General features: G+C 44.9%; 3 protein-coding genes. All 3 read right to left on the minus strand.

The window, feature by feature from the left end:
- Positions 1–65: 65 nt before the first annotated feature.
- The 3 genes from K6C05_RS09415 to K6C05_RS09425 are packed head-to-tail and all read right to left on the minus strand — an operon-like array spanning position 66 to position 6011.
- Positions 66–1622, minus strand: a complete 1557-nt coding sequence (locus tag K6C05_RS09415) for an ABC-F family ATP-binding cassette domain-containing protein (protein WP_296734042.1) — start codon at positions 1620–1622, stop codon at positions 66–68.
- Positions 1623–1647: 25 nt separating this feature from the next.
- Positions 1648–4749 (minus strand): efflux RND transporter permease subunit, encoded by a 3102-nt coding sequence (locus K6C05_RS09420; protein ID WP_296734044.1) that lies wholly within the window; start codon positions 4747–4749, stop codon positions 1648–1650.
- Positions 4749–6011, minus strand: coding sequence for an efflux RND transporter periplasmic adaptor subunit (locus K6C05_RS09425; RefSeq protein WP_296734046.1), 1263 nt, complete (start codon positions 6009–6011; stop codon positions 4749–4751). The genes K6C05_RS09420 and K6C05_RS09425 overlap by 1 nt, the downstream gene beginning before the upstream one ends.
- Positions 6012–6199: the final 188 nt, after the last annotated feature.

The raw sequence follows: 6199 nt of genomic DNA on the forward strand, positions 1-6199 counted from the left end.
GGGGATTTTTATTAATGCAAAACCTGACTGCGTTAAACACAGCCAGGTTCCCATTAACAGCCCCGTCATATAATTTTAGTAGTCCAACCTTCAATATTCCAAACAGAATCTACCCAATCCTCATAAAAATAAGGCTCATGGGATACAAGAAGAATCGCACCTTTATATGCCTTTAGGGCTCTTTTCAGCTCATCCTTGGCATCCACATCAAGATGATTGGTAGGCTCATCCAGCACCAAAAGATTTGCCGGCCTTTGCATTATCTTGCACAGCCTTACCTTTGCTGCCTCCCCACCGGAAAGGACCATCATTTTGCTGGTAATGTGTTCATTAGTAAGACCACAGGCCGCCAGAGCCGCCCTGACCTCAAATTCTGTCATACCAGGGTATTCCTGCCAGATTTCCTCAATGGCTGTATTATCATTGCCCTTGGTTGACTCCTGCTCAAAGTACCCCGGGGTTACAAATTCCCCCAGCTGTATTGTCCCTGATATTGGCTTTATCATCCCCAACAGGGTTTTTAAAAGTGTTGTTTTCCCCAGGCCATTTACTCCACGAAGGGCAACCTTTTTCCCCCTTTCCAGCTGAAGGTCAACCGGATTGGTTAAAGGTGTATCATATCCCAGTATCAGCCGCTTGGCTTCAATCACATATCGGCCAGGTGTACGATCCATCTGGAAATTAAAATGCGGTTTAGGCTTTTCACTGCGCTTTTCCAAGACTTCCATTTTATCCAGTTTTTTCTGCCTGGAATTAGCCATACCTCTGGTAGCCACTCTGGCCTTGTTGCGTTGAATAAAATCCTTTTCCCGGGCAATCTCCGCCTGCTGACGCTCATAGGCAGCATCCTCCTGACGGCGTTTTATGGCATACATTTCCTGAAACTTTTCATAACTTCCGGTGTATCTCGTCAATGAGGCATTATCCACATGATAAATCACATTGGTAACTGCATTTAAAAAAGGAATATCATGGGATACGAGGATAAATGCGTTTTCATATCCCTGAAGGTAGGTCTTCAGCCATTCTATATGCTCTGCATCCAGATAATTGGTAGGCTCATCCAATATGAGAATATCAGGATTCTGCAACAGCAGCTTTGTCAGAAGCACCTTTGTGCGCTGGCCGCCTGAAAGTTCATCAACCATACGATCCAAGCCAATGTCCCTAAGCCCCAGTCCTCCGGATACTTCCTCAATTTTACTGTCCAGGGTATAAAAGCTATGGGCATCCAATATTTCCTGGATTTCTCCTGCTTCCTCCATCAGCCTTTCCATCTCATCAGGGGCTACCTCACCCATTCTGTCATAACAGGACTGCATTTCCTCTTCCAGCTTATACATATCATCAAAGGCTGTTTTCAACACATCTCTTATGGTCATTCCAGCCTTTAGCACTGCATGCTGATCAAGATAACCGGCCTTAACCCTTTTGGCCCATTCCACCTTGCCTTCATCTGGCGTCATCTGACCGGTTATTATGGCCAAAAATGTGGATTTTCCCTCACCATTGGCCCCTACCAGTGCTACATGCTCTCCCTTCAGCAATCTAAAGCTCACATCTTCAAATATTGTCCTGGCTCCAAAGCCATGTGACATACCTTCCACATTAACTATACTCAAATTATCTCTCCTCAATGACTAGTCTTCATCCTGCAATTTTCCTGCGGATGCCTGCAAACCATGTTCTTGGTGGGTGATTCTCAAAGAACATAAAAATTATCGGTATTATTATCAGTGTAAATACCGTCGAAGTGATAAGTCCGCCAATAATTACCCAGGCCATACTCACCCTTGTTTCCGCACCTTCCGTAACTGCCAGTGCGGTAGGAAGCATGCCGACTATCATGGTAATAGTAGTCATCATTATCGGTTTCAGCCTGACTTTACCTGCTTCCACAATAGCATCATAGGCACTATATCCCCGGTCCTGAAGTGTCATGGTATAATCCAGCAGCAATGTTCCATTTTTTGCCACAACACCATCCATTACCAAAATACCTATCATGGAATAAAGATTCAGTGTATTATTGGTAAAAAGCAAAAACAGGACTGCCCCGATTATTCCCAAAGGCAGGGAAAACATTCTTATAAAGGGTGTTATCAGTGATTCGTACAATACGGCCAGGAGCATATAAATCAAGACCATAGCCATCAGTAAGGCCATAAACAGCTGCTGAAAGGATTCATCCATATTGTCCGACTGACCCCTGAACTTATAGGTAATGCCCTCCCCCAAGTCTACATTCTTCATTTCTGCCTTAACATCCAGAATAACATCATTTAATGGTCTGTTTCCCACATTGGCAAAAATGGTAATGGCCCTTTGCTTGTCGACCCTTCTGATACGCACCGGCCCCGTGCCATATGTCATCTGTGCCACATCCCCCAAAAACATGGAGGTACCATTTATATTTATCGGAATAGAGGCTATATCAGAGGCCTTAAAGCCATCAGCCCCCCTGAATCTGACATTAATATCTGTGTCCTGGCTGCCATTCAGTGGATCGTTACTGATATAACCTGCTCCGCGGCCCGAAATAGCCGAGGAAATTGCCGTCTGGACATCGCCTACGGATACGCCCATGGCCCTTATTTTTTCCCTATCAACTGTTATCTGCAGCTCAGGCAGCCCCTCAACATATGAACTGGCCACATCCGATACACCCTTAACCCTGGTATTAAGTACTTCCTTGACCTTATTGGCAGCCACAGCCAGCTTCTCATTATCCATGCCACGAAGCTCTATGCGCAGAGCTCCGCCACCTCGGATACCATTGCCACCAGATACTCCTGCTACTGATGTCTGGGTTTCAGAAACGCGAATTGTAGCATTATCAATACCAGCACAAAAGGCACGCATTTCATTTGCTATGTCCCATACAGACCTGTCCCTTTCGCTTCTGTCCTTTAGCTGTACTTTAACACGCCCCTCATAGGAATTACTGCCCCCTGAGCCGGCCAGATAATGCTTTACCTCAGGAATTGTCTGCAGCTTGTCTTCTATTTTGCTAACTACCTTATAGGTCTCCTCCACAGTGCGATTTACCGGCAGTTCAATAATCATCTGAAAACTGCCCTCATCAGTCCTGGGCATAAATTCTGCGCCCACCGCTCCCAATGGAATCAGGGAAACGGTTCCCACAAACAGAAGCAATGCTCCTACAACAAGCTTTTTTTGATTCCTGAAGCATTTTTTCAATAGCTTGTCATATATATCCACAGCCTTTGCTTCCATTCGGTCCATAAAGGACCAAACAGGGTTTTGGGACTGCTGCCAGCCCTTGCGATACAGCTTGGCAGCCAGCATCGGAGTAAGGGTAAAGGACACAAACAAGGAAAACATCCCGGCAAAAACAATAGTCAGGCCAAATTGACGGAAAAACTGCCCGGTCATACCGGACATAAAGGCTATTGGCAAAAATGTAACAGCATCACAAAGAGTGATTGCTATGGCTGCCATGCCGATTTCCATTCGCCCCTGTTCCGCTGCCTGAGCAGCCGGCTCCCCCATGCGAAGATGGCGTGATATGTTTTCCAATACTACTACAGAATCATCTACTAATATGCCAATACAAAGGGTCATGCCCATCAGTGACATCATATTAAAGGTAAACCCTGCCGAATACATGACAAAAAATGTTGCTATAAGGGATGTAGGTATCGCTATCATTACCGCAGCGGTAGAACGCCAGCCTCTCAGGAAAAGAAATAATACCAGTCCGGTAGTAATAAGACCTTCCACCAGCGTTCCAAGGGTATTGTGCAGTGATGACCGTACATAATCTGCATCATTACTTATAATCGTAAAATTATAATCCGGGTTTTCTTTTTTCAGTTTGGACAGCTTTGCTTCGATATTATCGGCTGTTTCCACTACATTGGCATCGCTGTTTTTATATATTTCCATCATTACAGAGGCTTCACCATTGAAATTACCATAGCGGTTAACCCTGGCATTTTGATGCCGTATGGAAGCCACTGCAGTAATAGGAATACGCTCCTGACTGGAATTTTTGACAAAAATCTTTTCTATATCCTCTGCTTTTTTAAACTGTGCGACAGCACGGACATCAGATTTTACAGTATCCGTATAAACAGTACCCGAAGGCAGCAGCTGATTTTCTTTCTTTATGGCTGACACGATATCATCCAATGTCAGCTTATAGGATGCCATGCGGTCTTTATCTACCTCCACAGCAACCTCTTTGTCCAGCCCGCCAAAAACATCTATTTCTGAAACGCCACCGGCCTGTTGTATTTCATCTGAAAATTCATTATCCACCTTGGAGTACATATCCGCCATGGAAGCATCAGAAGTGACAGCTACCTCAACAATAGGCTCATCGTTTTCATCCCGTTTGATGACCACAGGCTCATCGGCCTCATCCGGCAACTTATAGCGTATTGACTCCACCTTCTTGGTGGCATCTATGGCAGCACTGTCCGCATTGGCATCAAATTCAAGCTCCACTGTAACCCTTGCATTCTCATACCGTGCTGTAGAAGATATTCTCTTGACATTTGATATGGATGACAGGGCTTCTTCAACAGGCTTGACTACCTGCTGCTCCACAGATTCGGCACTTGCCCCGGGATACCGTACAAATACAGTAATATACGGCGTATTAACCGACGGAAGTAATTCTATGCCGATTCGATAAAAGCTGAACAGGCCAATAACCACAAATAGCGCCACAATCATGGATATGCCAACAGGCCGGGCTATGGAAAATTTAGTAATATTCATCAAATTCCATCTCCTGACTTATCACCAGATCCTAACACGACCTTACAGCCATTCTTAAGTCTGTCAAGATTTGAGACAACAACTGATTCACCATCATTTATTCCTGTTAAAATCTCGACCTCGCTGTCATTTAACAGTCCCAGTGTTACCTCACGCTCTTCTACTGTTTCCTGGGCATCATTGTAGACAAACACTGTAGTCCGCCCATTTTTAGTCAGCACGGCATCCTTTGGAGCAAACAGCGTATCCTTACGCTGAAGTATATCTATTGCAGTGCGTGAGAAAAGACCTGCCTTGATATTCCCCTTGGCAATGTCAAGGGATATTCTCACAGAATATGCCTTTGAACCATCAGCCATTCCTGGACTTACATACACAATCTTTCCGCTGTATTGCTCCCCAAGGGCATCTATGGTTACAGCAACAGGCATGCCGGCAGACAGCAATGCAGCATCGTTTTCCGACAAAGAACAGTCCACATACAGGTGACTGTTATCAATAAGGGTGAGCACCTTGCTGCCTGCAGTCAGATAATTGCCGACTTCAACATTTCTATAACCGATTATTCCTCCTCTGGGTGCGCGGATAATCATATCATCACGCTGTTTTTTCAGTGCATCAACACTGTAGGCATTTTTACGCGCTGCAAACTGTTTGGAACGCACACTGGCCGGAGAATCCCCGTTATTTTGGTTCAACAGCATATCATAGGCAGCCTTGCTGGTGATGTATCCATCCCTTGCATTATCCAGGGTATCCTGGGATATTGCCCCAATGGAAAACAGATACTGTTGGCGTTCATAATGACTTTTTTGAATCTCGTAGGCCGCTGCTGTTTTAGCCAGATTGGCATCATATGACACTTCTTCCGTTTCTGCATCTGCATAGGCAGCCTCAGTAGCAGCCTCTCCCTGCATTATGGCAATATCCAGATCACCTGTATCCTGAACAAGCAGCACATCCCCCTCAGACACTGTATCCCCCAATTTCACACGCACATCCACCACACGACCGGCATATTTAGGTGCCAGCACTACAGTGGCATCAGATACAGTCTGACCTGATAAAAGGATATGCCTCATCATATCTCCCCGTTTTACCTGATAAAGCTCCACCTTGGGCAAAGCAGGCCCCTTATTCTTTTTTCCATCCTGTCCCTTCCCAAAGACAAAAATACCTAGAACTATAACCAATACCAAACATACAGCCCCTGCTGTCCTGAACCTTTTATTATTTATCATTCCGGACCAATCGTGTCTCATTTTTTCCTCCAATACACAGGCAGGTAAACTCTTATTTTTAAACAGTAATATAACTCGGTGTAAGATGTCCCCTTCCTCTATAGGTGGGGGGACAAGCTTTAACAGGTGGTGAGCATATCTCCCACCTCGTTGAAACGCTAATTGGAAGATTTTTCTTTTTAAAAGAAAAATTTGAACAATGGCGTTAT

The sequence above is a fragment of the Anaerovibrio sp. genome (genome assembly GCF_024697385.1).
Lineage (GTDB): Bacteria > Bacillota > Negativicutes > Selenomonadales > Selenomonadaceae > Anaerovibrio.